Source organism: Nocardiopsis oceani (assembly GCF_054777395.1).
This window is the reverse complement of record NZ_BAAHAR010000028.1, coordinates 63,586-85,132: the sequence shown is the minus strand read 5'-3', so window position 1 is coordinate 85,132 and position 21,547 is coordinate 63,586. Positions and strand designations below refer to the sequence as shown.

General features: G+C 69.8%; 25 protein-coding genes. 9 read left to right on the top strand and 16 right to left on the bottom strand.

Annotated features, from left to right (window positions below; genetic code table 11):
• Window positions 1–74 precede the first annotated feature (74 nt).
• The 4 genes from ACYVDG_RS18000 (at window position 75) to ACYVDG_RS17985 (ending at window position 2,688) form a co-directional block, all read left to right on the top strand.
• A complete protein-coding gene (locus ACYVDG_RS18000) occupies window positions 75–998 on the top strand; it encodes a universal stress protein (protein WP_460753848.1) in 924 nt (307 codons plus the stop codon).
• Window positions 999–1,048: 50 nt separating this feature from the next.
• Complete coding sequence (locus ACYVDG_RS17995; RefSeq protein WP_460753845.1) at window positions 1,049–1,342, top strand: Rdx family protein; 294 nt, start codon at window positions 1,049–1,051, stop codon at window positions 1,340–1,342.
• A 23-nt stretch (window positions 1,343–1,365) separates the two neighbouring features.
• Window positions 1,366–1,818 carry an SgcJ/EcaC family oxidoreductase gene (locus ACYVDG_RS17990; protein WP_460753842.1) on the top strand — a complete coding sequence of 151 codons (453 nt, stop codon included), beginning with the start codon at window positions 1,366–1,368 and terminating at the stop codon, window positions 1,816–1,818.
• 81 nt (window positions 1,819–1,899) lie between these two features.
• Complete coding sequence (locus tag ACYVDG_RS17985) at window positions 1,900–2,688, top strand: SAM-dependent methyltransferase (protein WP_460753837.1); 789 nt, start codon at window positions 1,900–1,902, stop codon at window positions 2,686–2,688.
• Between the two features lie 17 nt (window positions 2,689–2,705).
• On the opposite strand, the gene ACYVDG_RS17980 is transcribed toward ACYVDG_RS17985, so the two are convergent.
• From ACYVDG_RS17980 to ACYVDG_RS17965, 4 genes are read right to left on the bottom strand one after another with little or no spacing between them, the layout of a single operon-like run.
• Window positions 2,706–3,098: a roadblock/LC7 domain-containing protein gene (locus tag ACYVDG_RS17980; protein ID WP_460753834.1), complete on the bottom strand. Its 393-nt coding sequence runs from the start codon at window positions 3,096–3,098 to the stop codon at window positions 2,706–2,708.
• 3 nt (window positions 3,099–3,101) lie between these two features.
• The gene (locus ACYVDG_RS17975; protein ID WP_460753831.1) at window positions 3,102–3,359 is read right to left on the bottom strand and encodes a hypothetical protein; all 258 of its coding nucleotides are present in this window, start codon (window positions 3,357–3,359) and stop codon (window positions 3,102–3,104) included.
• Window positions 3,356–4,252: a hypothetical protein gene (locus ACYVDG_RS17970; RefSeq protein ID WP_460753828.1), complete on the bottom strand. Its 897-nt coding sequence runs from the start codon at window positions 4,250–4,252 to the stop codon at window positions 3,356–3,358. Before ACYVDG_RS17970 ends, ACYVDG_RS17975 begins: the two co-directional genes overlap by 4 nt.
• Window positions 4,249–4,623 carry a hypothetical protein gene (locus tag ACYVDG_RS17965; protein WP_460753825.1) on the bottom strand — a complete coding sequence of 125 codons (375 nt, stop codon included), beginning with the start codon at window positions 4,621–4,623 and terminating at the stop codon, window positions 4,249–4,251. The genes ACYVDG_RS17970 and ACYVDG_RS17965 overlap by 4 nt, the downstream gene beginning before the upstream one ends.
• Window positions 4,624–4,818: 195 nt before the next feature.
• Here ACYVDG_RS17965 and ACYVDG_RS17960 point away from each other — a divergent pair, with 195 nt between their 5' ends.
• Window positions 4,819–5,184, top strand: coding sequence for a hypothetical protein (locus ACYVDG_RS17960; protein ID WP_460753821.1), 366 nt, complete (start codon window positions 4,819–4,821; stop codon window positions 5,182–5,184).
• A gap of 99 nt (window positions 5,185–5,283) precedes the next feature.
• Here the strand turns inward: ACYVDG_RS17960 and ACYVDG_RS17955 are convergent, their stop codons facing one another.
• The 6 genes from ACYVDG_RS17955 to ACYVDG_RS17930 form a co-directional block, all read right to left on the bottom strand.
• Entirely contained in the window at window positions 5,284–6,051 is a 768-nt protein-coding gene (locus ACYVDG_RS17955; RefSeq protein WP_460753818.1) for an enoyl-CoA hydratase/isomerase family protein, read from the bottom strand.
• Between the two features lie 183 nt (window positions 6,052–6,234).
• Window positions 6,235–7,284 (bottom strand): LLM class flavin-dependent oxidoreductase, encoded by a 1,050-nt coding sequence (locus tag ACYVDG_RS17950; RefSeq protein ID WP_460753815.1) that lies wholly within the window; start codon window positions 7,282–7,284, stop codon window positions 6,235–6,237.
• Window positions 7,285–7,326: 42 nt separating this feature from the next.
• Entirely contained in the window at window positions 7,327–8,763 is a 1,437-nt protein-coding gene (locus ACYVDG_RS17945) for a gamma-aminobutyraldehyde dehydrogenase (protein WP_460753808.1), read from the bottom strand.
• Window positions 8,764–8,799: 36 nt separating this feature from the next.
• On the bottom strand, window positions 8,800–9,078 hold the full coding sequence (locus ACYVDG_RS17940; protein ID WP_460753803.1) for a hypothetical protein: 279 nt from the start codon (window positions 9,076–9,078) through the stop codon (window positions 8,800–8,802).
• Entirely contained in the window at window positions 9,075–10,592 is a 1,518-nt protein-coding gene (locus ACYVDG_RS17935) for an FAD-binding oxidoreductase (protein WP_460753799.1), read from the bottom strand. Before ACYVDG_RS17935 ends, ACYVDG_RS17940 begins: the two co-directional genes overlap by 4 nt.
• Complete coding sequence (locus ACYVDG_RS17930) at window positions 10,589–11,905, bottom strand: (Fe-S)-binding protein (RefSeq protein WP_460753795.1); 1,317 nt, start codon at window positions 11,903–11,905, stop codon at window positions 10,589–10,591. The genes ACYVDG_RS17935 and ACYVDG_RS17930 overlap by 4 nt, the downstream gene beginning before the upstream one ends.
• Window positions 11,906–12,030: 125 nt before the next feature.
• Between ACYVDG_RS17930 and ACYVDG_RS17925 the strand changes: the two genes are divergently transcribed.
• Both ACYVDG_RS17925 and ACYVDG_RS17920 read left to right on the top strand, forming a co-directional pair.
• Window positions 12,031–12,783, top strand: coding sequence for a FadR/GntR family transcriptional regulator (locus ACYVDG_RS17925; RefSeq protein WP_460753792.1), 753 nt, complete (start codon window positions 12,031–12,033; stop codon window positions 12,781–12,783).
• A gap of 76 nt (window positions 12,784–12,859) precedes the next feature.
• Window positions 12,860–13,576, top strand: a complete 717-nt coding sequence (locus ACYVDG_RS17920; RefSeq protein ID WP_460753789.1) for a cache domain-containing protein — start codon at window positions 12,860–12,862, stop codon at window positions 13,574–13,576.
• Here ACYVDG_RS17920 and ACYVDG_RS17915 read toward each other — a convergent pair.
• The gene (locus ACYVDG_RS17915; RefSeq protein ID WP_460753786.1) at window positions 13,565–14,125 is read right to left on the bottom strand and encodes a PadR family transcriptional regulator; all 561 of its coding nucleotides are present in this window, start codon (window positions 14,123–14,125) and stop codon (window positions 13,565–13,567) included. The genes ACYVDG_RS17920 and ACYVDG_RS17915 overlap by 12 nt on opposite strands.
• Before the next feature lie 381 nt (window positions 14,126–14,506).
• On the opposite strand from ACYVDG_RS17915, the gene ACYVDG_RS17910 reads away from it, so the two are divergent.
• Together ACYVDG_RS17910 and ACYVDG_RS17905 are read left to right on the top strand one after the other, a co-directional pair.
• The gene (locus ACYVDG_RS17910; RefSeq protein ID WP_460753783.1) at window positions 14,507–14,923 is read left to right on the top strand and encodes a nuclear transport factor 2 family protein; all 417 of its coding nucleotides are present in this window, start codon (window positions 14,507–14,509) and stop codon (window positions 14,921–14,923) included.
• Window positions 14,924–15,146: 223 nt separating this feature from the next.
• Window positions 15,147–16,382: a cytochrome P450 gene (locus tag ACYVDG_RS17905; protein WP_460753780.1), complete on the top strand. Its 1,236-nt coding sequence runs from the start codon at window positions 15,147–15,149 to the stop codon at window positions 16,380–16,382.
• A gap of 54 nt (window positions 16,383–16,436) precedes the next feature.
• Here the strand turns inward: ACYVDG_RS17905 and ACYVDG_RS17900 are convergent, their stop codons facing one another.
• From ACYVDG_RS17900 to ACYVDG_RS17880, 5 genes are all read right to left on the bottom strand, one after another.
• Entirely contained in the window at window positions 16,437–17,735 is a 1,299-nt protein-coding gene (locus ACYVDG_RS17900) for a cytochrome P450 (protein ID WP_460753777.1), read from the bottom strand.
• A complete protein-coding gene (locus ACYVDG_RS17895) occupies window positions 17,732–18,418 on the bottom strand; it encodes a GTP-binding protein (RefSeq protein WP_460753774.1) in 687 nt (228 codons plus the stop codon). Before ACYVDG_RS17895 ends, ACYVDG_RS17900 begins: the two co-directional genes overlap by 4 nt.
• Window positions 18,419–18,431: 13 nt before the next feature.
• Window positions 18,432–18,794, bottom strand: a complete 363-nt coding sequence (locus ACYVDG_RS17890; RefSeq protein ID WP_460753770.1) for a DUF742 domain-containing protein — start codon at window positions 18,792–18,794, stop codon at window positions 18,432–18,434.
• Entirely contained in the window at window positions 18,791–19,210 is a 420-nt protein-coding gene (locus ACYVDG_RS17885) for a roadblock/LC7 domain-containing protein (protein ID WP_460753767.1), read from the bottom strand. The genes ACYVDG_RS17890 and ACYVDG_RS17885 overlap by 4 nt, the downstream gene beginning before the upstream one ends.
• 100 nt (window positions 19,211–19,310) lie before the next feature.
• Window positions 19,311–21,191 (bottom strand): sensor histidine kinase, encoded by a 1,881-nt coding sequence (locus ACYVDG_RS17880; RefSeq protein WP_460753762.1) that lies wholly within the window; start codon window positions 21,189–21,191, stop codon window positions 19,311–19,313.
• Between the last annotated feature and the right edge of the window lie 356 nt (window positions 21,192–21,547).

Genomic DNA, 21,547 nt, shown 5'->3' with positions numbered 1-21,547 from the left:
CGGGCACCCTTTCCGGTGGGGACCATACTGTGCGCAAGAGGCGCGCAGTGCGGCCTCGGGCAGGGAGGTAGGAAATGGCGGAGAACGAGTCGGGAACGCCCCGGGTGATGGTGGGTATCGACGGGTCGGCTACGGGTGATCGGGCGCTGGGCTGGGCCGCGGCCGAGGCCGCGCGCCGCGGGTGCGCACTCCACGTGGTCCACGCACTGTCCATGCCGCTGGTGATGTCCGCCTACGCGGGAAGCAATAGGTTCCCGCCCTCGGAGGAGATCAGGGACCAAGGCAACCGGCTGCTCCGGCAGGCCTCCGAACGGGCCCGCGAGCTCCAGCCCGAACTCCCGGTAGAGACGGTGCTGGCCTTGGAGGAGCCCGCGAAGGCCCTTCTACTCCGTGCCGACCCGCATGACTTGGTGGTCGCGGGGTCGCGCGGCCTGGGAGCGGCGCGCTCTGCCCTGGAGTCGTCGGCCAGTGTCCGCCTGGCCGCGCGTGCTGTCTGCCCGGTGGTCGTGGTGCCCTTTGGCGCTGACGCGGCGACTGAGGCGCCGCGGCGGATCGTGGTGGGGGTGGACGGTTCCGACTACTCCCGCAGCGCCCTCGACTTCGCGCTGCGCGAGGCCGCGCGAGTGGACGGGGGTTCGGTGGTCGTGGTGCACAGCTGGCAGATGCCGCTGCCCTTCGACGCCCAGTCCCTGGCCGAAGGCGGTTGGGCACCCCCGGACGACCTGCTGGACCAGCGGTCGCAGGAGATGGTGTCCGACATGCTCAGCAAGGTCGTGGACGCCGACACCGAGGGGGTGGGCGTGGCCGTCGTGCGCAGCTCGCAGGATCCAGCCGAGGCCCTGATCGAGACGGGTGCCACCGCGGACATGGTCGTGGTCGGTTCGCGGGGCCGGGGCAGCGTGCGGGGCCTCCTCCTGGGTTCGGTGAGCCAGGGTGTGCTGCACGGCTCCACCGTTCCGGTCACGGTGCTGCCCCGCAAGACGAACATCGCGCGTTGAACCCCGGGGCGGTCGCGCGGTCCCAGCGGGCTGTGCGCATACTGGGGACCGTGGCTGACGAGACGAGAAACCCCAGGCTGGAGATCGAGTACTGCACGCGCTGCCGATGGCTGCCGCGGGCGACGTGGATGGCGCAGGAGCTGCTCACCACCTTCGAGAACGAACTCGGTGAGGTGGCCCTCGTACCCGGGACCGGTGGCGTGTTCGAGGTACGCGTGGACGGGGAGCCCGTGTGGTCCCGCAAGACCGACGCGGCCTTCACCGACGCCGCCGACATCAAGCGCCTCGTCCGCGACCGCGTCGCCCCGGACCGGCCGCTCGGGCACTCCGAGAAGCAGTCCTGAGAACCGGCGCTCACGGAGGCGGCATGGCACCGGACGAGGGGCCGGAGAGTGTTCCACAGCGGTTCGCGCAGGCATGGAACGAAGGTGACGCCGACGGAATCGCCGCGCTGTTCGCGCCGGACGCCGACTTCGTCAACGTCGTCGGGCTGTGGTGGCGCGACCGCGAGGCGATCCGCCGGGCCCACGAGCACGGTCTTCGGGTCATCTTCCCCGGCACGACCATGCGGGTCTCCGGGATCCGGGTCCGCATGCTCGGCGACGACGCGGCGGTCGTGCACTGCCGGTGGAGTGTCGACGGCCAGGTGATGCCCGACGGCTCGTCCGCGGACCGCAGGCGCGGGGTGTTCACCTTCGTCGTGCGCGCGGCCCCCGAGGGCTGGACGGCGGTCGCCGCGCACAACACCGACCGCGTGTCGGGCGCGGAGAGCCTGGCCGGACAGGGCGGCGACCTCTCCCCCGTCGACTACCGCATCTGAGCCGCGGGACCGAGCATGGGCCGCGCTCTATGCTGTGCTCGGACACCGACGAGAGGCCCCCATGCCGCACACCCCCCCCACGTGCCCCACGACGCGTTGAACACCGAGGAACCGCACTCCGCCCGGATCTACAACTACTGGCTGGGCGGCAAGGACCACTATCCCGCGGACCGGGCGATGGGCGACCAGATCCTGTCCGTCCTCCCGATGATCGGCGACATGGCGGTGCAGAACCGCGCCTTCCTGCGGCGCACGGTGCGGTACCTGGCCGCGGACCGGGGCATCCGCCAGTTCCTGGACATCGGCACCGGACTGCCCACCGCGAACAACACCCACGAAGTGGCACAGGCGGTGGCGCCCGATTCCCGGATCGTCTACGTCGACCACGACCCCCTGGTCCTGGCGCACGCCCGGGCACTGCTGACCAGCTCCCCCGAGGGCCACACCGCCTACGTCGATGCGGACCTGCGCGACCCTGCCGCCATCCTGCGAGAGGCCGCCGAACACCTCGACCTGGCCCAGCCGGTGGCCCTCACCCTGCTCGGCCTGCTCTTCCACATCCCTGACGACTCCGTCTACGGCATCGTCGAGGACCTGGTGGCGGCACTCCCGTCCGGTAGCCACGTGGTCATCACGCACGCCACCGACGCCGCCACCGGCGAGGCCATGGTGGAGGCGGTGCGCCAGTGGAACGCGGCCTCCTCCAACCCCATCACCCTGCGCACCCCCGCGCAGATCGAGCGGTTCTTCGACGGGCTGGAACTCGTGGAGCCCGGCCTGGTGTCGATCCCGAGGTGGCGCCCCGACCCCGCCGAGATCGGCGAACCGGGGTTCGTGGACGAGTTCGGCGCGGTCGCCCTCAAGCCCTGAGCCCTGGCCGTCCCCGGTTACGGCGGACCTGGGTTGGAGGCCCCGGTGACCTCGAGGAGCTCCCCGACGCGTTCGATGGTGCGCCGGGCCTCCCGGGCCAGGCTCTGCCCGTCCATACCCTCGTCTCCCATGACCGCCAGCAGGGCCTCGGCGCCCACGGTGTACACCACGGCGTGCCCGCCCTGACAGCGGATCTCCACCTCGTTCAGGGGCCCCAAGTCGACCTCACCGGCGGTGCGCTTGCCCAGTCCCAGGGTGGTCGCGGCCAGCGCGGCCAGCGCCTGGTCGCGTACCTCCGGGCTGTCGGAGGCCACGACCAGGCCGTCAGAGGCCGCGACCACGCCCCCGGTCACCCCGGTCACGCGCTCGCGCAGGTCGGCCAGTTCCCGGACGATCTCGTCCTGGACCATCGCTCAATCCCCTCCTGTGCCGTCGCCCCGGGGCGGCGGCTCTCCCTCTTCGTCCAGTTCCTCGAGCGCGCGCCGCACCCGTTCCAACGGGGCCTTGCGGTGCCGCATCCGGCGCACCGCGGCGATCGGCCCGGGTTCGGCCGGGTCCGGACCGAGCCGCCCCGGCCGGGAGCGCGGCCCCCGCCGAACCGGGGCTGGGGCGCGCTTGGGCAGGGCGGGTCGCTCCTGCCCGCGGCCCTCGGGCTCCTCTTCGCGCGTCATCCTTCCCCTCCTCCACCGCCGCCGGGGTTTCTCAGTGACGCGCTCAGGCGGGCGGCCAGCTTCGGGGACAGAGCGCTGTCCGCCCGGGGCGCGGGACGCATACCGCTGGTACCGGGCCGCCGTTTGGTGAGCGGCCCGGTTTCCGGGGCGGTCCGCTTCCTCTCGGGCAGGCGGCGGGTGAGGACCCCTTCGGACCGGCGCGTCCCGGTGTCCACCAGGCCCCTGGCGGCCAGCCGGGCCAGGTCGGTCATCACCCCGCTCACATCGCGCCCCTGCACGAAGGCGAGGTCGCGCGGGGTCCGGCGCCCGTCGGCACGGGCCAAGAGGTCCCGGTGGGCGGCGGAGGACGCCTTCTCCGGGGGCGCGGCCGCCACCGGGCGCAGCCGGGCCAGGTCGGCGGGTGGCCCCCACAGCCGGTCGATGGCGCCGTGGCGCCGCGCGGCCTCCTGCACGGCCCAGCCGGGTTCCCTGCCCTCGGCGAGGAACAGTGGGGGCGGTGGGGCGCCGGGCCGGACCTCGCCGCCGCGGTTGGACGGGCTCAGGCCGAGCGCGAAGACGCCGTCGAGGAGGGCCCGGACCAGGGTGAGTTCCAGCAGCGCACCGCTGACGTGTCCGGCGTTGAGGAGTTCGGCTCCGAGGTCGCCCGTGGTGAGCGCGTGTTCGCGGACCGGCGCCCAGGTCCGGCCGGGCACGGACCCTGAGCGGATCAGGAGCGTGTCGGGACCGGGGGCGCCCGGGGTCTGGGCCGCGACCAGTAGGCCGTCGCGGAAGTGGAGCGTGGTGTCGGGCGGGCCGAACACGAGCAGCGCACCGGTGAAGGACTCTTGGTGGAGTCCGCGCATGTCCGCAGCCAGTCCCCCGAACAGGGCCGGTCCGGCTTGGTGGGAATTCATACCAGCAGGGCCCCCGCCCGCCGGTCGAGTTCGCGCCGGACCAGGACCAGGTTGGTGCGGGACCGGTCGAAGACCACGCTCAACAGCGGCCCGTCCGTGCCGCCACCGGGAACGGGTACCGGACGGACGACATAGTGGTGTTCTGCGGTGGTCACCACGATGCTCTCGGCCTCCGCATGGCCGTGGCCACTTCCGGCCAGTTGTGCCTCCTGCGCCATTTGGTAGGCCTCACTAACGCTCCCCGCGGGAAGCAGGAGCGACCGTTCCCCAGCCCCCGCGAATACGTGCCCCGTGGCCCGGTCCACCAGCATCACCTCACGTGAGCCCGCACATTCCAGGACGTTCTCCACCGCCTCCACAAGCCTTGACACAGTCCTCCCCGAGGCACAGCCCGCAAATTCCCGGATCGCAATATATAGGGCAAAAGCCGTCTAGCGGCAAACCCCCGCATAACAATCACCGGGAGCATCAAGCTTGCACTTACGGTTGATCTATTGCGTTAGGTACTTTTTGTGGACTTAGGTCATCAAAGCACCCGAACCCCCGGCACCGATAGGAAGCCTTGCATGAACACCGAAACCGCCGTCAAGGAAGCCCTGAGCGTCGAGGGGGCCATCGGTGCCGCCCTCGTCGACTACGAGAGCGGCATGTGCCTGGATGCCTCCGGCGGTGGGCAGGGGTTCGACCTCGAGGTCGCGGCCGCCGCCAACACCGAAGTGGTCCGCGCCAAGGTCCGAGCCCTGGGGATGATCGGCCTGGACGACCGGGTCGAGGACATCCTCATCACCCTGGGCGAGCAGTACCACATCATCCGCCTGCTGGAGCAGAGCAGCGGTTCGCTCTTCCTGTACATGGCCCTGGACCGCCAGCGCGGCAACCTGGCGCTGGCCCGCCACAAGCTCCGCAAGATCGACGGCGAACTCAACGTCTGAGCAGCCGCGCCGCGGTCGCCCCAGCACGGCGGTCAGTGGTCGCCGTGTCGGCCCCCGTCCAGGCCCAGGTCGGGGCCGACATCGTCCCCCGCGCCCGGGTCACTCCCCCGTGAAGGTCGGCTTGGTGCGGTCGAGGGAGGAGGTGACCCCGGCCTCGTTGTCCTTGGTGCCGAGCAGCTTGGTCTGTTCGACGACCTCCCGCTCCAGAGCCGCGGGGAGGGCCGCCAGCAGGTCGGCGCGCATCGTCCCCTTCATCGAACGCACCGCCAGCGGGGCGGAGGCGGCGATCTCGCGTGCGTAGCCCACGGCTTCCGCGCGGATGTGGTCCTCCCCCACCAGCAGGTCGGCCAGGCCCGCCGCGTGGGCTTCGGCTCCGGTGACCCTCCGAGCGGTGTAGAGCATGTCGGCGGCCTTCTGCTGGCCGACGATACGGGGCAGGGAGGCGGTCAGACCGAACCCCTGGTGCAGGCCCAGGAGCCCGAAGTTGGCGTGGAACCGCGAGGAGGGCGCAGCGACCCGGAAGTCCGCCGCGCACGCCAGTCCGAGTCCTCCGCCCACGGCCGCGCCCTGCACCGCGGCGACCACGGGTACCGGCAGGGAGAACAGGCGCAGCCCTTGCCCATAGATGGCGCTGAGGGTCCGAACCGGCTGCTCGCCGACCCCGCCTGCGGCGAAGTCCACCCCGGCGCAGAAGTTCTTGCCCTCCGAACACAGGACCAAGGCCCGGCAACCCTTCGAACCCGCGAGTTCCTCGGCCGTGTCGGCCAGTTCCGTGAGGACCTCGAGGTCGAAGTGGTTGTGTGGCGGGCGGCGGATCTCCAGGACACCGACGTGGCCGTCGATGTGCACGGACAGGTCCTCGCTCATGGGGCTGCCTTCCAGTTGTTCGGGGCTCGCGGCCGCACGAGATCACTCCCGCTCAGTCCACGGTTGACCAGCGACGAGGCTACCGGGCGCCCGCCGCCGAGGAACGGCGGGCACCACCCATCCCATCAGCGGTGCCCCGGCGGAAGGCTGCCGGGGCACCGGTCAAGCCGCGACGCGACCGGCTCAGGCGAACCGGGGCATGATCTGGTCGTGCACCAGGCGCAGCTGGGTGTTGACGTCCGCAGCACCCTCCAGGTCGCGGCCGGTGAAGGCCTTGACCAGAGCCCGGTCCGTGACGGCCAGGATCATGTGGTTGACCCCGCTCGGGGCGATGTCGTCGGCGAGCTTGGCCGCGCACTCCTCCGGTGTTCCGGCCACCGACAGGCGCTCTGCGAGGTCGGGTGTGGTCAGCTCGATCCCCCGGGCCAGGTCTCCGGCACCGATGGCGTCGATGATGGGCTTGACCTCGGCCGGTTCGACCCCGTTGCGGCGCAGTTGCTCCTCGGGCATCGACGAGGCGTAGATACCCACCATGCTGCGCGCCGCGTCCTTGGCCGCCGCCGAGTCCGGCCCGGTCGCGAAGACCACCCAGGCGCCGATGTCCAGGCCCTTCCAGTCCTTTCCGGCGCGCTCGGCACCGATCCTGATGTTCTCGATCGCGTAGTCGTAGGCTTCCCGGGTGTAGCTCAGGGCGTGGTGGCAGCCGTCGGACAGCTCCCCCGCGGCCTGGAAGGACTTCGGCCCGCGCATGGCCCCCAGCTTGAGCGGCACGCGGTCCTGCACCGGGCGCGCGAAGGTGAACAGCCCGTTGTAGGTGAAGAAGTCGCCGTCGAAGGTGATGGTCCCTTCGTCGAGGAAGGTGCGCATCACCCCCAGCCCTTCCTTGACCCGGGAGAGCGGGCGGTTGCGGGCCCAGTCGATACCGTACTGGGCGAGCAGCCCGAAGTTTCCGCTGGAGAGCACGGCCTCCGCGCGCCCGCCGGAGAGTTCGTCCAGCGTCGCCACGGCCTGCGCGATCAGGGTGGGCTCGCGCAGCACCACCGAGGACACACTCGGCCCGAAGCGGATGCTGTCGGTCTGGCCCGCGGCCGCGGCGAACAGCAGCCACAGGTCCTTGTGCCAGGTCTCGTCGGCCGCGTAACAGGCGTAGAAGCCCAGTTCGTCGGCGAGCCGGATCGATTCCAACGAGTCGGTCAGCGGGTAGTCGGGAAGCATCACGTAGCTGAATCTCATAGCGTTCGCCCTCCCGGGGCATCCGGGCGCTGAAGCTCGTTCCTAGCCGTCCAGGCTGCTCATGACGTGCTTCACGCGGGTGTAGTCCTCGAATCCGTACTGGGACAGGTCCTTGCCGTGCCCCGAGTTCTTGAAGCCGCCGTGCGGCATTTCGGCGATCAGCGGGATGTGGCAGTTGATCCACACACAGCCGAAGTCGAGTCGGCGCGAGACGCGCAGCGCGCGCCCGTGGTCCCGGGTCCAGACACTGGAGGCGAGACCGTAGTCGACCCCGTTGGCCCAGGCCACCGCCTGGTCCTCGTCACTGAACCGCTGCACCGTGATGACCGGCCCGAACACCTCGTTCTGGATGATCTCGTCGTCCTGGAGCAGTCCGCCCACGACGGTGGGGTCGTAGAAGTAGCCGGGGTCGCGGGCCCGCCGTCCGCCCGCCAGCACCTCGGCGTGACCGGGCAGGCGGTCCACGAACCCCGAGACCCGCTGGAACTGCGCGGCGTTGTTCAGCGGCCCGTACGCGACGTCCTGGTCCGGCGGCCCGGTCCGGGTCTGCTTTGCCTGTTCGGCGAGCTCACCGAGGAAGTCGTCGTGCACACCGGGCCCGGCCAGGATCCGGGTGGCCGCGGTGCAGTCCTGCCCGGCGTTGAAGAAACCGGCCTCCGCGATCGCCTCCGCGGCCGCGGCCGGGTCGGCGTCGTCGAACACGATCACCGGCGCCTTGCCGCCCAGTTCCAGGTGGGTGCGTTTGAGGTCGGCCCCCGCGGCCTGGGCGACCTCCCGGCCCGCGCGGACGCTGCCGGTGATGGACACCATCTCCGGCACGGGGTGGGCCACCAGCTCCCGGCCCGTGTCGCGGTCTCCGCAGACCACGTTGAACACGCCCGGCGGGAGGTGCTCGGCCATGACCTCGGCGCTGAGCAGGGTGGACAGGGGTGTGGTGTCGGAGGGTTTGAGCACCACCGTGTTGCCCGCGGCGATCGCGGGGGCCCACTTCCACACCGCCATCAGCATCGGGTAGTTCCACGGTGTGACCTGGGCGCATACCCCCACAGGCTCGCGGCGGACCCAGGACGTGAATCCGGCCATGTACTCGCCGACGGAGCGCCCCTCCAGGTTGCGGGCGGCCCCGGCGAAGAACCGGACGGCGTCCAGGACCATCGGGATCTCTTCCTCAAGGGTGAGGCCGACGGGTTTGCCGGTGTTGCGCGACTCCGCGCGCACGAACTCCTCCGCGCGCCGCTCGATGTCCTCCGCGATCCGGAACAGGGCGAGCTGGCGTTCGGCCGGTGTGCTGTCCCGCCACCGGTCGAATGCCTCCGCCGCGATCCGCACGGCCACGTCCACATCCTCTGGCCCGGACAGCGGTGCGCGTGCGAAGACCTCCTCGGTGACCGGGTCGACCAGGTCGTAGGTGCGCTCCCCCACCGCGGGGCGCGGGGCCCCGCCGACGAAGTTCTCCAGTATCTGGGGTTCTCCCGGCATCGGTTCCTCCTCGTCTGCCCTTCTTTGGGCCCGCGGTCACTCGTCGATCTCGGCCAGGACCTCTGAGCCGGACACGACGGTTCCGGCGAAGTGGCGGTGCATCCACTCCAAGTGGTCGCCGCGGGCCCGCATGATCCGCAGCGTGTCCCAGTTGGGGAAGGTCTGCTGCACCACCCACTCGTCCATCAGCCGCGGGGCGACCTCGAAGAGGTCCTCGAACCGGGTGACGGCGACCTCGCTGGCCCGCTCGGCCTCGGGCGGCGTGAACTGTTCGGCGTACCGGAACGGCCGGGCCGCCCCGTTCTCCGCGCTCATCGGTGACCTCCCTGGTCGGTGTAGGCCCGGTCCAGCAGGTACTTGCCGGGGTTCATGATGTTGTTGGGGTCCAGGGAGCGTTTGACGTCGAGCATCACGTCGAACCCGCGCCCCAGTTCTTCGGGGACCAGGTCGACCTCGCCCTCGCGGCAGGACCCGTGGCAGGCGCTGATGGATCCGCCGTACCGGAGCGCGACGGCGGCGATGTCCCGCTTGGCCTTGACCCACATCTCCCAGGCCCGGTCGTTGAGTTGCTGCTCCCAGATGCCCACGTCGATCTCGGTGAGGTAGTCGACGCCGGTGGGGCCGCTGGTGTAGCAGAAGGTGCCCCAGTCGTCGAAGACGTCGGTGCGCGAACGCAGCCCGGCGATGATGGCGTGCCACTCCCGCGTGACCTGGGGCAGATTCGTGTAGTTGACGGCGGCGTCCTCGCAGTGCCAGCTCATCGGGATGACCTGGCCCGAGCGGGTGCGCCCGTGCAGGGGCGTGGCGTAGCGGTCGTGGCGGGCCGCCCAGTCGCCCTCGGAGATCTCGTCACCGAGGTAGCGGGCGCCGTGGTCGCGGGCGATGCGCATCAGTCGGCGTGCGCCGACGCGTACCTCGTCCTCGTTCCCGTAGAGCACTCCGCACGCCAAAGCACGGACGTCGGCGGGTTGCGGGATGTAGGCCTCGTCGTCGCGGCGCAGGTAGGCGACCTTCCACTCGTCGAACAGGACCGCTCCAGCGAAGGTGCCGACCCCCGAACGGGCCAGGGCGCCGACACACTTGTAGGCGCTGTCGTAGTCGCTGAAGGCGAAGAACGGCGAGAACTCCGCCTCGGGTTTCGGGTGGAGTTTCAAGGTGGCCCTGGTCGCGACCCCGAGTGTGCCCTGGTGGCCCATGAACAGGTGTTTGAGGTGGTAGCCGCTGGAGCTCTTGCTGATCTTGCCGCCCACCCCGTCGCCCACGTGCATGACCTCACCCGTGGGGAGCACGTGGTCGAAGCTGAGCACGAGGTCGCGGGTGTGTCCGTAGCGCGACCCGATCAGCGACCAGCCGCTCGTACCGATCCGGCCGCCGACCAGGGAGCACGGGTAGGACGCGGGGTCGTCGGGGTAGATCAGTCCGTACTGGGCGAGCTCCTCGTTGAGCTTGAGCATGCTGATGCCGGTGCCCACGGTGCAGGTGCGGTTCTCCAGGTCGATCTCGTGGATGCCGTTCATCCGCTTGACGTCGATGACGATGCCCCCGCGCGCGGGCACGGCGCCGTCGGTCAGCCCGGTGCCGCCGTCCCTCGGCACGACGGGGATGCGGAAGTGGTTGGCTATCTTGACGACCTCGGCGACGTCCTCGGTGCTCTCCGGCAGGACGGCGAGGTCGGGCAGGCGTTCGGCCCAGCGGTGGACCGGGAAGGGCGCCGGAACCCTGGCCCGGTTGAACCGGTCGGGTCGGCCGGTGAGGACCTGGTCGTCGCGTAGGACCCGGTGCAGGGCCTCGATGACGGGTGCGAGGGTCTCCTCGGTCATGATGCTCATGAGTCGCCTCCCCCGCGGCTGCCGCCGACGGTGATACCGACGGATTCGGCGAGCAGCTCGTGGATGTCGACCACGTCGATATCGCGCTCCCGTCCGGCCTCGCCCAGCGGGCGCTCCGACCACGGGCAGGCGCTGACGAGGGTGTCGACCTCCAGTTCGGCGGCCTGGTCCAGCCTCCGGGCGCTGATCGCCGCGGTCAGCTCGGGTTTCTCCACCGGGAGTCCTCCCCCGCCTCCGGAGCAGTAGGACCACTGGGTCACCCGGTCGACGTCGTTGAACTCCAGACCGGGGATGGAGCGAAGGATCTCGCGGGGCTCGGCCCACACGCCCTTGCGCTTGTTGAGCCGGCAGGGGTCGTGGTACGTGATGCTGCGCTCGATCGGCACGGTGGGCGTCAACCGGCCGTTCCGGAGCAGTTCGGCGAGCAGCTCCACGAGCAGGACGACTTCGATGTCGTACTCCTCGCCGAAGTAGGCCGGGTAGTCCTCCGTGAAGGTGATGTAGTCGTGCGGGTCCAGGACAAGCACCCGCTTGACCCCGTGGGCGCGCCAGTCGTCCAGGTTGTGCCGGGCGAAGCGCTGGGCCTGCTCCCGGTAACCCATCTCAGCGGCGGGGCCGCCGCAGCACCACTGCTCCCCCATCAGCCCGAACTCCACGCCCGCCGCTTGCAGCAGCTGCGCGGCGGCCCGCGGCACCGAGGTCCGGTAGAAAGCGGCCTCGCAGTCGACGAAGAGGATGGTCTCGCCGCCGATCGGCAGGTCGAGGCCGTCGGCCCAGTCGCGTACGCGCTCCTGGCTGACGGCGTTGTCGCCGAGGACGGGTTCATGTGTGCGCTCGTCGGTGCGCTGGTTCCAGGTCCGCCACGCGGGCTGGTGTACACCGCTCTCCACCGCGAAAGCGCGCACCGCCTTGACCACGTCCACGGTCCGGGTGCGGAACCGGTAGAAGTCCCCGGTGAAGAGGGTGTTGGGACAGCGCAGCTCACAAGCGCCGCACTGGGTGCAGTTCACGTAGTCCGAGGCGATGTCGGCGACGTCCATCTCGCCCTTCTCCATCGCCACGACATTGGCGTGGAAGGCGGTCGGGGTCCACGACTCGTTGCGCGTGACCTGCATGACCGGGCAGACCTCCCGGCAGAATTTGTGCCCGGAGGAGAAACAGTTGTAGGAGGCGTCGCGCCACTCCTCGACGAACTCCCGTGTCCTCTCGTCTCGTTCGGCTGAACGGGGCTCGGGCACCACGACGTCCTCAACCGGGATCATCGGCAGCGGCTGGGCGCCGGGTGTGTGCGGACCAGAGTGAGGGTCAACCATGGGGACTCCCGGCTGGTTAAAACCTATGACTTTATATTTCACAGGTTCACTACCCATGTGTGTCCCGCATCACACGACCTTCAAGGCAGACTGGATATCTCCACCACGAGAAGAAAGCTGGTCTGGTGAGCCGACTCTCCACATCCGCCCGACGAGTAGTCTTCGCCCCGCTCGACGACGGCACGGGACGCGGCGAGGCGGTAGCCCGCAGGCTCGCCAAGGCGATCTCCCTGGGCTTGATCGCCGACGGCGAGCAGCTGCCCTCAGAGTCGGACATGGCCACCGCGCTCAACGTGTCCACCGTGACCCTGCGCGACGCACTCTCCAGCCTGCGCGGCCAAGGACTCGTCGAGACCCGCAGGGGCCGCGGCGGCGGCAGCTTCGCCCGCGCCTCCGCCGAGATCCTCGCGGACCGCGCCTTGGCCCGCCTCCTGGAGATGGCCACCTCCGACCTGCGCGAGCTCGGCGACTACCACGCCGCCATCTCGGGGACCGCCGCGCGCCTGGCAGCCGAACGTGCCTCCGCGGACCACGTCTCACGGCTCCGAGACATCGCGTGCCGCCTCGCCGAGGCCAGCGCCCCCGGCACCCAGCAACGGCTCGCCGGCCGCTTCCACATCGAGGTCGCCGCCACAGCCCAGTCCGTGCGCCTGACCACCCAGGAATTCGACGTCCAAGCCGAAGTCGGAGCGCTCGCCTGGGTCCCGAACCACACGGCCCGCACCCACCGGGAAACTGTGGACACCCACCAAGCGGTCACCGACGCCATCGAGGCCCACGACGGCACACGCGCCCGCGAACTCACCGAACAACACGTCGAAGCGCTCACCCAAGGGCTCATCGCCATCCACTTCAACCTGGTCAAAGCCAGAAGCTGACCTACAAGGGGTGGTGTTTCCGCCGGTCCGGAGCTATGAAAAAGGAAGGTGGACCACGCCCGAGGGAGGGAGCCCGATGACCGCGCCTCAGCCCGCCGACTCCCATCCCGCTGACATCGTCACCTGGATCGCCGAGATCATCGAGGACGTCTTCACCCCGCTGGAGTCCCTCCGGCAGGACCTCGTCACGTGCCACCGCTCCGCCGACCAACAGCTGACCTGCAAGGACCTGGCCAGCATCCGCCCCAGAGTGGTCAGCTGGCTCAGCAGCCAAGATCTCGTCATCGGCGCGGGCGCCATCATCGCCCCCGGCCTCCTCGCCGACCAGCCCCGCAGGCTCGAATGGTGGTCCGGCCGACCCGACCCGGACTTCCTCGACGTCGACCTCAACCCCGAGAGACTCGACTTCTACGACTACGCCTGCGCCGAATGGTTCCGTGAACCCCGCACAACGGGCCGCCGCCACATCACCGGCCCCCACGTGGACTTCGGCGGCACCGACAGCTACATCCTCACCTTCACCCTCCCCGTGTACTCGCAAGAGAGCTTCCTCGGCGTAGTAGGAGCCGACATACTCGCCGCCCACCTGGAATCCCGCCTGCTACCCGTACTCATCAGCCTGGACTACGAAGTCGTCCTCCTGAACGCCGAGCACAGAGTCATCACCTCCAACACCCCGCACCGCCCCTCCGGAACCCTGTGCACCACCCTGCCCGGCACCGGGCACACCCTTCCCGACTCACCCTGGCGCCTGCTGTGCCACCCCGCTCCTGGGGCCACCTCAGTCCAGTAGCACGCGCCGTTCCAAGATGGCGAGGGTAGCGGCGCCCCAACGCAGGTTCTCCTGCTCGTGGGAGCGTCCGCGCTGGAGAGTGAGGTAGGGGCCGACCCGTTCAGCCTCCCGCAGGTACTGCTCCTCGTCGAGGCCGTCGAGCATGCGCGCAGCGATGCGGTCATAACGTTCAAGCTTGACCCGACTCAACTCCATGCGCTGCTCGATGGCGCTGATTACCGCGCCCACGTCAGTTTCGTCAACGGCCTGGAGCTTGACCAGCAGATCGTCACGGATCGCCGTGGGACGTGCAGGTTCGCGGCCGAAAGCGCACAGCGCCTCCTTCCCCGCACCGGTGAGCCGGAACAGCCGCTTGTTGGGCCTGCGCTGCTGTTCCACCACCCGGGCGTCGAGGAGCCCTTCGGCCTCCAAGCGCTCCAGTTCCCGGTAGAGCTGCTGCGGGGTCGCGGACCAGAAGTTCGCCACCCCGGCGTCGAACCGTTTGGCCAGGTCGTAACCGGAGGCTTCCCCCTCCAGAAGTGCCGCCAGGAGCGCTTCTCTCAGTGCCATCCAGCCAACGTAGCACTCAGGTGATTAAGCGCGGCCGCGACTAGTCAAGGATTCCACTATTCCCGCAATGGCGAAGGACGCGCGGACGAGCCCCGGTCCAGTGAGGTCCCGTGGTCCTGTTCCCAGGGCTGTACTTCAATGCTTGGTGGCTGAGGTGAGTGCTCCGATCGAGTTTGTGAATTGTGCCAGGCAACCCGACAACCTCAACCTGTGCGCTCTGGCACTGGTTTCCGGATAGCACTGGCACATGCGCCGAGGGAACACACCGCCATCGGGCAGTCACAGTCACTCGACAGCCGGGCTCGGCGAAGCCTGGACGGGCCCCGGCAGCGGTGCTACTCTTCCAGACACCTATTCAACAAATTGACTACAAGGGGCACCGTGCACGCCTTCCGCAAGGCCGTCGAGGCCGACGATCACAATGCCATCCACGCCCTGCTCGCCGAGGACGTGGCGTTCACCAGCCCGGTCGCCTTCAAGCCCTACCCGGGCCGGGCCGTCACCGCAGCGATCCTCCGCGGGGTCAGCCGGGTCTTCACCGACTTCCGCTACGTCCGAGAAATCACCAGTGCCGACGGCCGCGACCACGCCCTGGTCTTCGAGGCCCGGGTCGGCGACAGACAGATCAACGGCTGCGACTTCCTCCACACGAACGAGGAGGGCCTGATCGATGACTTCGTGGTCATGGTCCGCCCTTTGTCCGCCGCCACCGCCCTCGCCGAGGCTATGGGAGCCCAGTTCGAGCGCATCGCCGAGGAGGCCCAGTCCGAGGAAGCCGGGAACCGCCAAGGGTCCTGAGTCGCGGCGGCTACCTCCACGGACGCCCGAATTCCTTCCCGGGCACGGACTTCCGGACAAGAAAAAGCGGACGTATCACCCTTTTCGCTTTGATTCTGCTGGATATTTGACCTGGGGGTGGATTGTGAGGGGGCGCCTACCTACTGTGGGCCTCCTGACGTTCAGTGGGGGCACCGTGCGTTAAGGCCCCCGCTCTGCGGCCCTCGACCAGGAGCGTGATCGTGTGACCACCGCCCACGACATCCCGGATCTGCTCTCACCCGAGTTCCTCGCCGACCCCTACCCCGCCTACCAACTCCTCCGCGAGCACGACCCGCTGCACTGGCACGAGCCCACCGGAAGCTACGTCGTCTCCAGGTACGCGGACGTACGCCGCGCCTTCAAGGACGGGGACTTCTCCACGGACAACTACAGCTGGCAGCTGGAACCGGTCCACGGGCGCACCATCCTCCAACTCGACGGCCGCGACCACGCCGTGCGCCGCGCCCTCGTCGCTCCCGCCTTCCGAGGCCGGGACCTGCGCGAACGCTTCCAGCCCGTGATCGAACGGAACAGCCGGGCGTTGGTGGAATCCTTCCGGCTCGACGGCCGCGTGGACCTCGTCTCCCAGTACGCGACCCGGTTCCCGATCAACGTCATCGTGGACATGCTCGGTTTGGACCAGTCCGACCACGACCGCTTCCACGACTGGTACACCGCGATCATCGCCTTCCTCGGCAACCTCACGCAGGACCCGGAGATCAACGCCGCCGGTCTGCGCACGAGCGAGGAGCTCGCGGCCTACATGCTCCCGATCATCCGTGAGCGCCGCGAGAACCCCGGCGACGACCTCCTCTCGACCCTCTGCCTCGCGGAGGTGGACGGTACCCGGATGACCGACGAGGAGATCAAGGCGTTCGTCAGCCTCCTCCTGGCCGCCGGAGGGGAGACCACCGACAAGGCCCTGGCCGGCCTGTTCGCGAACCTCCTCGCGCACCCCGAGCAGCTCGACGCGGTGCGCGCCGACCGCTCCCTCGTGCCCCGTGCCCTCGCCGAGTCGTTGCGCTTCACTCCGCCCGTGCAGATGATCATGCGTCAGCCCGTGCGCGACGTGGAGATCGCGGGCGGCCGGGTTCCCGCCGGTTCGACGGTCACCTGCCTGATCGGGGCGGCCAACCGGGACCCCGCTCGCTTCTCGCACCCCGAGAGCTTCGACCTGTTCCGCGAGGAGCTCTCCGGCACCACGTCGTTCTCCGCCGCGGCCGAACACCTCTCCTTCGCGTTGGGCCGGCACTTCTGCGTCGGCGCTCTGTTGGCCGAGGCCGAGGTCCGGGTGGCGGTCGACGACCTGCTCGACGCCATGCCGGACATGCGACTGGCCGAGGGCACCGAGCTGATCGAGCAGGGTCTGTTCACCCGGGGCCTGCGCGAGCTGCCATTGGTGTTCACCCCGGTCCCCCGACCGCGCAGCGCACCCTGACTCGGAGGCCTGGGGTCTTGGGGGTTTGGGGTCCGGCGCCTGGGACCTCAACCCCTACACGACAATCGGGCTGAACCGCGCGGGCAGCTCGAACAACCCGCGCATCCAGACCGACGGCCGCCACCTCAACTGCTCCGGTTCCACACCCATCCGTACGTCCGGCAACCGGTCCAACAACGACTCCACCGCCGTGCGGGCGATCAGCTCCGCGACCTCCGGGGCGGGGAACGGGCATCCGTGCTCGCCGTGGCCGAACGACATCTGGGCCTGATTGGTGGCGTGGATACCGAGGTCCCCGGTGTTCAGCCTCGGGTCGCAGTTGGCCGCGGCCAGCCCCAGCACCAACAGGTCGCCCTGCTGGATCAGCCGACCACCCAGTTCACAAGACTGGACCGCCCACCGGCCGATGAAGTTCTGGGTGGGGGTGTTCTTCCAGAGGACCTCGTTGAGCGCTTCACCGGAGCTGCTGCGCCCGCCCTGCAGGGTGAGGGAGAACCCGTCGTCGAGGAGCATGAGGCGGAGCGTGTTGCCGATCCAGTTGCCGGTCGGTGCCTGGGCGGCCGACATGATGACGAGAAGGTCGATGACCACCTCGTCGTCGGTGAGCCCGGCCGGGTGGAGGAGCAGCCGGGAGGGGACGTCGTCGCGCGGGTGGGCCCTGCGCTCGGTGACGATCCGCCGCATCGTGGCCTGCACCCGCTGGTGGGCCGCGGCGGCTTCGGCCGTGACGTCCAGCGATATGAGGTTGTCCCGGACCATGCCGGGGACCTCCTGCCCCGACAACCCGTAGAGGCGGGCGATGACGCCCGCCGGGATCTGGTGGGCGTACTGGCTGACCAGGTCGGCCTGTCCGTCCCCGGCGAACTGGTCGATGAGCCCGTCTGCGACCTGCTGGCACAGCAGCCGCAGGTCTGCGCGGTCGATGGCGTCGAGGGCGTCGCCGATCGCCCCGGCCCGCCTCTGGTGCTCGGCACCCTCGGCGAACATCACCGAAGGGGTCCACATGACGTACGGCATCAGCGGCCAGGCGTCGTCGATGTGGTCCCACATGTTCCAGCGGCGGCAGTCGCGGGCGAACCACTCCGGCCTGCCGGTGACGTGGTGCAGTTCCCGGTAGCCGAGCACGAACCACGCGGGGATGTCGCCGTCGAGCAGGATGGGGGCGACCGGGCCGTAGAGGCGCCGCATCTCCTCGTACAGGGACACCGGGTCCCTGGCGATGTCGGGACCGTAGAAGCGCATGGCCTGCCGGTGGTCCGGCGACAGGGGCGCGGGCGCGGGCCCCGAATCTCGGTGCGGGCGGAGCGCCCCGTCGGCCGCGACCGGCCCCTGGGCTCCCGAGGTGCTGTTCAAGGTGACTCCTTCGTGGGCAGGGGCTGGGCCGCCGTCGACTCGCCTGCGGCCGACTCACTCGCGGCCGGTTCCCCACCCGCAGACCCCGGCGGACGGCGCCTGGCCAAGTGGTGGACGAGGGCGATGAGGATGTCGCGGCTGGACTCGCGGCGGCGCGCGTCGCACTCCAGCAGGGGGACGTCGTTGGACAGGTCCAAGGCGCCCCGGACCTCTTCCAGGCTGGGGCCGGGACCGAAACGGTTGACCGCCACGAGGAACGGTGTCCGGTGGTGTTCAAGGCGGTCGATGGCGTACCAGGAGTCCTCCACCCTGTCGGTGTCGACCAGGACGACCGCGCCGAGGCTTCCGGTGAAGAGCTGCTCCCACAGGAACCAGAAGCGCTTCTGGCCGGGTGCTCCGAAGAGGTAGAGGACACGGGTGGCGTCCACCGTGATCCGACCGAAGTCGAAGGCGGCGGTCGTGGTGCGTTTGTCCCGGACCGCGGTGAGGTCGTCGGTCTCCGCGCTGGCTTGGGTCATGACCTCCTCGGTGCTCAGCGGGCGCATTTCGCTGACCGAACCGACCATGGTCGTCTTTCCCACACCGAACCCGCCCACGATGACGATCTTGAGCGCGCTGCTCGCGGTGCTGGCGAGGGGAGGCCGCCCCGTGGCCGCCCCGGCCGTCGCAGTCGCCGCGGCCATCCGGGTCGTCTGTTCAGAGGCGTTGGAGGGCAAGGAGCACCTGCTTCAGGGTGTCGGGGTCGTGTCGTGGCCCCTCCTCGGGGGTGGAGGGCACGGGATGCCGGGCGCTCACCGCCCCGGTGTCCAGCAGGTCGACGAGGAGGATCCGCACGACGCTCACCGGGAGCCCGAGTTCGGCGGAGATCTCCACCACGGCCGTCGGACGGGTGCACTGCCGGAGGATGTCGGCGTGCTCGGACTGCATGCTCGACGCGGGATCGGACTCGGCCACGACGAGGGCGACCGAGTCGAGGGAGGACTCGTCAGTTCCGCCACGGCCGCCGGTGACCGTGTACAACCGGTCCGGTTCCTCTCGGTTCAGGGGATCCGCGCTCATCGAGACTGGTCCGTCCCGGGGCCGCCGCGTCGGGGAGCGGCCGTCAGGTGGCCCCCGATCTGGTCGACCAGCTCGTTCATACGGTGGCCGACCTGGCCGACGTCGGCCTCGTATCCGGCGACGACGGCAAGGTGGGCTCCTTCTCCGGCGCCGATGATGAGCAGGAGTCCGCCGCCGTACTCGAGCATGGCCTGTCCGGCGCCGGTTCCGTCGCCGAACTCGGCGGAGGCGCTCAGCGACAGGCTCTGGACCCCGGCGCAGATCGCGGCGAGCTGGTCGGCCCGGTCCACGCCCAGTTCGGCGGTGTGGCACATCTTGAGTCCGTCCCTGGACAACACGAGGACGTGCCGGATACCCGGTGCCCTGTGTCGCAGGTTCTCCAGTAGCCAGTCGAGGCTGGGGTCCGTTGTGGTCATCGATCTCGGGGCAGCAATCCGGACTCGGAACGTCCTGGTGCCCCTCCCTCCGTTCCTCTTCGGTCAGGTGTCCGTCTGTGCGCGGGCAAGGCCGTATCCGTCAATCGCTCTCCCCGGAGCTCTCCTCGGGTTCCCCACGGGGGTCCCGGAAGGCGGCGAACCGGGTGGGGGCCTGCTCCCGCGCGCGGGATGCGAGGGGAGTGCGCTTCGTGGGGAAGAGCTGTTCGGGGTTCTCCCGGACCGCCTCGGCCAGGGTGTGGCCGCGGCGGCGCCGGGGGAGGTTGACGGGCTTCTTGACGGTGCCGCTGGAGCTGCCCTCACCGGTGGCGGTCTCGTCACCGCCGTCGTTGCCATGGGTACCGCCACCTGAGGTGACTTGGACGCCCGCGTCAGCTGGAAGGCCGGGGTTCTGATGGGGCCCCGTGGCGGTCCGGGTTCCGTCGCGCCGGGGCAGGGGCGGACGGTGATCGTCGGTCGGCGCCACGGCCGCGGACGCATCGGCCGCTGCCGGGACCCCGGACTCACCGGTCACGGCAGGAGGCGCGGTTTCACCGGTCACGGCCAGAGCCTCCCCCGACGACGCGGGCACCCCGGCGACAGCCCCTGAAAAAACCCCGACGGCAGAGGAATCACTGGCTGCTCGAGGTCGGCGCTTGGGCATCCGGGGCTCGGTGAGCAGGTTGGGCGGGATGAGGACGACCACACCGATGCCTCCCCTGGCCGAGGGGCGGAAGCTCACCGTGAGGCCGTACTTGTCGGCCAGACAGCCCACGACGGCCAGGCCCGTCTTACTGCCGGGGAGGGTGGACAGGTCGCGCGGTTCGGTGATCACGCTCTCGGCGACCCTGCGCTCACGGTGGCGCATGCCCAGACCGCTGTCCTCGACGGTGATGGCGACCCCGGTGTCCTCCTCCTCGACGTAGACGTGGACGTCGGTCCCGTGCGCGGAGAAGTTGGCGGCGTTGTCCATGAGCTCGGCCAGTGCCTGCATGACGCCCTCGGCCGCGTACCCGACCACCGCCACCCGGCTGGTGAAGTGCAGGCGCACACGCCGGTAGGCGGTGATCCGTCCCATCGCGCCGCGCAGGATGCTCTCCATGATGATGGGGCGGGTCCAGCGCCGCCCGGAGCGGCCATGGGCCAAGACGACGAACGCGTCGGCGAGGCGGCCGGTCCGGGAGACGTTGTGGTCGACCAGCAGGAGATCGCTGAAGATGTCGGACCGGTCGCCGTAGCGGTCCTGGAGTTCGCGTAGTTGGGCGAGCAGGGTGGTCAGGTGTGCCTGGATCCGTGCGCCTGAGGAGGCGGCCGAGACCAGGGCGGTGGCGGTGCGGCGTTCGGCGGCCAGGATCTCGTCCAGGATGCGCCCGCGCAGGTGGGCAACGGGTTCGTGGATGTCGTGGAACTCGCGGTTCAGGGATTCGGCGGCGGTGGGGCGGTCCTCGTGGATCCGGTGGATGATCCGGGGCAGCCCCGCGTCGGCCAGGTCGGTGACCTCTTCCTCGATTTCCACGCGGGTGGCGCGGTCTTCGGCGGCGCGGCGTTCGGCGCTGGCGACCTGGGTGGTGACGGCGCGGGCGAGCCGGTCGACGGTCGGGTGGGTGGGCCGGAGGTGCTCGTCGAGCACCTCCTGGACCGATCGCCCCTCCCGGGTGGCGTGGGCGACGGCGGGCAGGAGTACGTCCACCACCCAGCCCGCCTCAGCTTCCAGGGTGCGTGCGCCGCCGCTGACCCGGGTCCCGTGGTCTCGGGCGTTGCGTGCTGCGGCAGCGTGGTAGGCCGCCAGAGCCAGTGCGGCGCACAACAGGATCCCGGAGACGCCGCCGATCACGGCGATGGCCGGGCGGGACGCGTCTGGGCTCTCGATCACCGTCCAGGACCAGGCGGGGGCGGTCAGCGCGGAGGCGACCAGGAGTGCGACGAGAGCCTGTTGTCCGGGGCGCAGGCGGCTGCGTTTCCGGTCGGACAGGTGTGCTGCCATGGTTGGATTCCTCGCGGCGTGCGTGCGAACGGAGGCGTGCGGCTGGAGGAGCCGTTGCCGTCCCACCGGCCCGTGGCGCGGGCAGGGGAAATCAACCCGGAAGCCCGGAGAAGGGGGTTTCCAAGGCGGTTGGATTTCACGTTAGCCCACGCACGTGAAGAGTGGGGTCATTCTTGGCACGCACCCGCTCCCGCCAGCACAAAAACCGCTTTCGCGCACTATTTAAAATATCCTATGTAATGACATGGCATGTTTTATTACCTCAGAACCCTGAAGGACGAAATCGGTCTTTTGAGAAGTTTCTGGCGCGGTGGTACACGAAGACCCGGCACTTCACGTCGTACACCCCCCGGACC

What these genes read in the sequence shown, in the direction of transcription:
- ACYVDG_RS17955 (WP_460753818.1), bottom strand. Translation starts at nt 6,051, where the DNA reads ATGAGCGAGGACCTGTCCGTGCACATCGACGGCCACGTCGGTGTCCTG.
- ACYVDG_RS17980 (WP_460753834.1), bottom strand. Translation starts at nt 3,098, where the DNA reads ATGGTCCAGGACGAGATCGTCCGGGAACTGGCCGACCTGCGCGAGCGC.
- ACYVDG_RS17950 (WP_460753815.1), bottom strand. Translation starts at nt 7,284, where the DNA reads ATGAGATTCAGCTACGTGATGCTTCCCGACTACCCGCTGACCGACTCG.
- ACYVDG_RS17945 (WP_460753808.1), bottom strand. Translation starts at nt 8,763, where the DNA reads ATGCCGGGAGAACCCCAGATACTGGAGAACTTCGTCGGCGGGGCCCCG.
- ACYVDG_RS17890 (WP_460753770.1), bottom strand. Translation starts at nt 18,794, where the DNA reads ATGAGCGCGGATCCCCTGAACCGAGAGGAACCGGACCGGTTGTACACG.
- ACYVDG_RS17940 (WP_460753803.1), bottom strand. Translation starts at nt 9,078, where the DNA reads ATGAGCGCGGAGAACGGGGCGGCCCGGCCGTTCCGGTACGCCGAACAG.
- ACYVDG_RS17880 (WP_460753762.1), bottom strand. Translation starts at nt 21,191, where the DNA reads ATGGCAGCACACCTGTCCGACCGGAAACGCAGCCGCCTGCGCCCCGGA.
- ACYVDG_RS17895 (WP_460753774.1), bottom strand. Translation starts at nt 18,418, where the DNA reads ATGGCCGCGGCGACTGCGACGGCCGGGGCGGCCACGGGGCGGCCTCCC.
- ACYVDG_RS17960 (WP_460753821.1), top strand. Translation starts at nt 4,819, where the DNA reads ATGAACACCGAAACCGCCGTCAAGGAAGCCCTGAGCGTCGAGGGGGCC.
- ACYVDG_RS17915 (WP_460753786.1), bottom strand. Translation starts at nt 14,125, where the DNA reads ATGGCACTGAGAGAAGCGCTCCTGGCGGCACTTCTGGAGGGGGAAGCC.
- ACYVDG_RS17920 (WP_460753789.1), top strand. Translation starts at nt 12,860, where the DNA reads ATGACCGCGCCTCAGCCCGCCGACTCCCATCCCGCTGACATCGTCACC.
- ACYVDG_RS17975 (WP_460753831.1), bottom strand. Translation starts at nt 3,359, where the DNA reads ATGACGCGCGAAGAGGAGCCCGAGGGCCGCGGGCAGGAGCGACCCGCC.
- ACYVDG_RS17935 (WP_460753799.1), bottom strand. Translation starts at nt 10,592, where the DNA reads ATGAGCATCATGACCGAGGAGACCCTCGCACCCGTCATCGAGGCCCTG.
- ACYVDG_RS17930 (WP_460753795.1), bottom strand. Translation starts at nt 11,905, where the DNA reads ATGGTTGACCCTCACTCTGGTCCGCACACACCCGGCGCCCAGCCGCTG.
- ACYVDG_RS17970 (WP_460753828.1), bottom strand. Translation starts at nt 4,252, where the DNA reads ATGAATTCCCACCAAGCCGGACCGGCCCTGTTCGGGGGACTGGCTGCG.
- ACYVDG_RS17990 (WP_460753842.1), top strand. Translation starts at nt 1,366, where the DNA reads ATGGCACCGGACGAGGGGCCGGAGAGTGTTCCACAGCGGTTCGCGCAG.
- ACYVDG_RS18000 (WP_460753848.1), top strand. Translation starts at nt 75, where the DNA reads ATGGCGGAGAACGAGTCGGGAACGCCCCGGGTGATGGTGGGTATCGAC.
- ACYVDG_RS17885 (WP_460753767.1), bottom strand. Translation starts at nt 19,210, where the DNA reads ATGACCACAACGGACCCCAGCCTCGACTGGCTACTGGAGAACCTGCGA.